The sequence below is a fragment of the Rubrivirga sp. genome (assembly GCF_049648075.1).
In the GTDB taxonomy this organism is placed as follows: Bacteria; Bacteroidota; Rhodothermia; order Rhodothermales; family Rubricoccaceae; genus Rubrivirga.
The window spans coordinates 1-4,277 of sequence record NZ_JBARYR010000706.1; the positions used below are offsets into that span (position 1 = coordinate 1).

Annotated in this window: 5 protein-coding genes and 1 pseudogene; all 6 read left to right on the plus strand. The window is 70.8% G+C overall.

The window, feature by feature from the left end:
* On the plus strand, window positions 1-830 hold an 830-nt coding region (locus tag WBA11_RS18655; protein ID WP_424522137.1), incomplete at its 5' end, for a hypothetical protein.
* Between the two features lie 8 nt (window positions 831-838).
* Window positions 839-1,651: a hypothetical protein gene (locus WBA11_RS18660; RefSeq protein ID WP_424522138.1), complete on the plus strand. Its 813-nt coding sequence runs from the start codon at window positions 839-841 to the stop codon at window positions 1,649-1,651.
* A complete protein-coding gene (locus WBA11_RS18665; RefSeq protein WP_424522139.1) occupies window positions 1,648-2,469 on the plus strand; it encodes a hypothetical protein in 822 nt (273 codons plus the stop codon). Before WBA11_RS18660 ends, WBA11_RS18665 begins: the two co-directional genes overlap by 4 nt.
* 8 nt (window positions 2,470-2,477) lie before the next feature.
* Window positions 2,478-3,230, plus strand: coding sequence for a hypothetical protein (locus WBA11_RS18670; RefSeq protein ID WP_424522140.1), 753 nt, complete (start codon window positions 2,478-2,480; stop codon window positions 3,228-3,230).
* A gap of 8 nt (window positions 3,231-3,238) precedes the next feature.
* A complete protein-coding gene (locus WBA11_RS18675; RefSeq protein WP_424522141.1) occupies window positions 3,239-4,066 on the plus strand; it encodes a hypothetical protein in 828 nt (275 codons plus the stop codon).
* Window positions 4,063-4,277: pseudogene (locus WBA11_RS18680) on the plus strand (D-alanine--D-alanine ligase); the annotation flags it as partial. The gene WBA11_RS18675 and the pseudogene WBA11_RS18680, both read left to right, overlap by 4 nt.

Here is a 4,277-nt window from a genome sequence, read left to right on the forward strand (position 1 = left end):
CGCTCGACGAGATCGAGAGGCTGGGACGGGACTCCGGCATCGATCCGGCGCACCTGCGAGCTGCGGCGTCCGAGATGGACACGGTGGGGCGAACGCTGGACCGACAGACGAGCCAGACCAAGACCGAGGTGATCGTGGAGCGCTGGATCGACGCGCCGTTCAGGATCGAGGCGTGGGAGGACGTCGTCGCTCACGTCCGGCAGACCTTTGGGGCCTCGATCGGCTCGGCGACGGGGAGCGACGCTGGAGAGACCGTCCGCCAGATCGGCTCCACGTACGAATGGTCGCACACGAGCAACCTGGGCGTCCGCACGCGCGTGACGGTGAGCCCTCGCGACGGTCGGACCCGGTTGCGGATGACGCAGATCGTCGGCACCTCAACTCCAACTGTCGATGGCATCGGATACGGGTTCCTCGTCGCGCTCCTCCCGACGCTGCTCGTCATGCTCGGCGTCGGACAGACCGATCTCGGCGCGGGGACGGCCTTGCCGATCATGTTCGCGTCATTCCTAGTGTTTTGGGCGGTGTGCTCGCCCATCGTCACTGTCCTCGACCGGCGGTGGCGGGCGAAAAAGCTCCGCGCCCTCGACGCGCTCGCCGACGACCTGACGCCGATTCTCAACCGCGTGCCCGATGACGCCTCGCCCGGTCTCGACGTCCCACAGGGCGGTCTCGAGGTCGACCCCCTCGAGGCCGAAGTCCCAGAGGCCGATGCCTTCGGCGTCGATGCCTCCGACGCGGCACCCTTCCTCGACCTCGACGCGCTCGACGACCTCGAGGACGGCGGCCTCGTAAAATCGGCCGTCCGCCGGTGGCGGTCTCAGTCCTAGGTTCCGCCATGCCCAAGCGTTACTCCGAAGAAGAGGCCCAGCGCATCTTCGCCCTCGTCGCCGACCGCCAGCGAGCCGGAGCCGGCCCCGATGGGCTGTCTCTGTCTGAGCTCGAAGAGGCGGCCCGCGCCGCCGGCCTCGACCCGAGCCTGGTCGCCATCGCGGCGGCCGAACTCGAGGCGGCGCCTCACGCCGAGAGAACGCTGCTGGGCGTTCCCGTCGAGGTCATCCGGTCCCGCGTGCTGACTGGGACGCTCGATGAGAATACGTGGGCCGAGATCGTCGGCGCGGCACGGAGCGAGTTCGGTGAGCCAGGGATCGCGGGCCAAGTAGGGCGCCTGCGCGAGTGGACCCTCATCAGCAGCAACGGGACCAAGAGCGGAACCGTCACGCGCCTGACCGCCGAGCCCGTGGACGGGGGCTTCCGAGTGACGGTGTCGAAGTCCATCCGCGATACCATCGTAGGGTTCGCGTGGGCCAGCGGAATCCAACTCGTGATGGCCGTGGTGTTCCTCGTCCTCTTTCTCGCGGGTGCAGATCCCGAGATATGGATTCCAGCCGCGATGATGGCCGGAATGGGGACGATGTTCGCGGTCGGATCGCACGTCGTCTCCCGGTTCTGGAAGCAGCCCGCGGCGGGCCGGTTTGCGCGCCTGCTCGAGCGCGTCGCACTCGTCGCTCGGCACACGGCGCCGTCCTCGGTGGGTTCTGAGCCACGCCGAGCTAGCCCGGACCGGGTCGCCCCCGTCGTGGACCTCGAGGCGCTCGAGGATCCCGCCCTCGAGGCCGGACCGGCCGACCGTCGCAGGGCACGAACATGAGCCAGCAGACCTTCTCCGAAGACGAGGCCCAGCGCATCTTCGCGCGCGCCGCTCAGCGCCAGCACGCCGCCCGCCCGACCGGCGGCGCGCTCACGCTCGAGGAGCTCCAGGCCATCGGCCTCGAGGCCGGGATCGAGCCGGCCCACATCGCAGCGGCCGTCTCCGAGTCGGACGTCCAGCCCGTGCCGACGTGGCTCGGCGTCCCGTTGCGCTCGCGGACGGTTCGTCACCTCGACGCTCCCGTGACGGACGCGGCGTGGGGTCGCATCGTCGAGCGGCTGCGAGCGGAAAAGCCCACGGCTGACGAGGTCGAGACGGTCGGAGACCGGCTTATTTGGACGTCGAACCCCGGGATGCCTGGCCACGGCGCCCGCGTGACGGTCGTCCCCAGCAGCGACGGGGCCACGATGACGGTGGAGTCGGCGTCGGCCTCGGAGCCAGGAATCGCGATGGGCCTCGGGGCGATCACGGCGATGTGCGGACTCCTGGGCCTGGCCATGATGGTCTTTAAGCCGGAGAAGCCCGGCGGGACCGCGCTCGCGCTCTCGATGCTTGTCCTGTTCGTCCTGTCGACCGTGATTCCGATCCTCAACTTCCGCCGCAAGGCTCCTGCCCGGCCCGCCGACCTCGACCGCTTGGCCGACGACCTCGCGCGTCTGGCCGCTCCGCCCTCGAGGCCGACACCGGCGCCTTCCGTCCTCGAGGACGACGCGTCTGGCCTCGAGATCGACCCGCCGCTCGTCGACCTCGACGCGATCAGCGACCTCGAGGCCGATTCCGATTCCGATCTGCCGTCCCGTGACCGCGTCCGGTCCTAGATTCGGCCATGTCTGAACGGTTCACCGAAGAGCAGGTCCGGCGCATCTTTGCGCGGGCGGCGCGGCGCCAGCACACGACGGCGGTCCCCGACGGGCTGAGCCGCGCCGACCTCGAGGCGATCGCTCGTGACGTCGGGCTCGAGGCGGGGTTGGTGGCGGAGGCGATCGCCGCCGAACGCGTCGAGATCGCGGCCGACGATGGACGCCGGGTCCGCGTGTTGTCGAGCGACGTCTCGGACCGGGAGTGGGAGGAGATCGTGGACCTGCTGCGTTCTAAGGCCGGCGGCCCGGGAGTGGCCCAGCAAGTGGGCCGCCGTCGAGAGTGGGCGGCGCCGGGGCCGACCGTCGGCGGCGTGTCGCTCTCGTCCGTCGAGGTCACACCGACGGAGGACGGCACGGTGCTCGCCGTCGTCCCTCGGAAGACGACGTCGGCCAAGACGAGCGCGTGGCTGCTCGCGACCGTGATGACGCTCAATGCCGCGATCTACGGCGGCATCTTCGTCAGCACCGGCCGGCCCACGGTGGCTGCCGTGGTCGTGGTCGTCTCTATGCTGCTCGCGGTCGCGTGCCTCGTCGGCATCCCTATCTTGGCGCGTCGGAGGGAGGCCGCGACGCAGGACCAGATCGACGGCTTGCTGGACCGGATCGACCTGCTCTCGCGAGCGGACGACGACCGCCCTCGAGGACGGATCCGCCTCGACGCGCTAGGCGACGCCCTCGACGACGAACCGGCCCGCCCTCGAGGGCGGACGCGGGCCTAGCTTCGGCCATGCCCGACCGCTTTTCTGAGGAGGAGGCCCGACGGATCTTCGCCCGCGCCGCCGAACGCCAGCACGCCGACGCGTCCCGGCCGGAAGGGTTGTCGATGGCCGAGCTCGAAGAGATCGCGCAGGCCTCCGGCATCGACCCGGCCCACGTGGCCGCGGCCGTCGCCGACGTCCGGGGCGGCTTGGAGGACGTGGAGCCGGTTCACGTCTGGGGCATCAATCTCCAGCCGCGCCGCTCGCGCGTGGTCCCCGGCGAGCTGACGGACGCGGCGTGGGCGGAGGTCGTCGCCCGGCTCCGCCGGACGTTCGGGTCGAAGGGGATCCCGACGGAAGTCGGCCCCGTGCGCGAGTGGTCCAGCGGCGCTGACTCGAACCTGCTGGTCACGGCCACGCCCGTCGAGGGCGGCACACGCGTCACCCTCGAGTCCTCACGAGCGCATGAGTTCAAAGGGAGCGAGTGGGGGCTCGGCGCCCTCGGCGCGTTCCTGGCCGTCTTCGTGGGCATCGGACTGGCCAACGGAGAGCTGTACGTCCCGGCGGTCCTCGGGCTCGTCTCTGCCGTCGTCTTCGCGGTGGCCTACGGCATCAGCCGCGTCACCTACAGCTCGTGGTCGACCAAACGCCTCGGCCAGTTCGACGCCCTGCTCGACCAGATCGAACTGGTCGCCCGCGCCGACGCGGGCTCGAGGCCGACGGCCTCCACAGAGCAACTCCTTGACGCCGACACCGAACCGACCTCGAGGACGGCCGCCCCGCTCCTCGACCTCGACGCCCTCGAGGCCGAGCCCGGCACCGGTGAGAAACGGCCTCGAGGTCGGGATCGGGCGTGAGCCTGCGCATCGGCCTGTGCTTCGACCGGTTCGGCGACGCCCCGCGACCGCCGGGCGCCCCGCCGGACTGGGACGCCGAGTACGAGCCGGAGGAAACCGTCGGGGCGCTGGAGGCCGCCGTGCGCCTGCTGGGCCACGAGCCGGTGCGCCTGGGCAACGTGCCGGCGCTGCTCGCGAAGATGAGCCAGGGACGACTGGAACTAGACGCGGC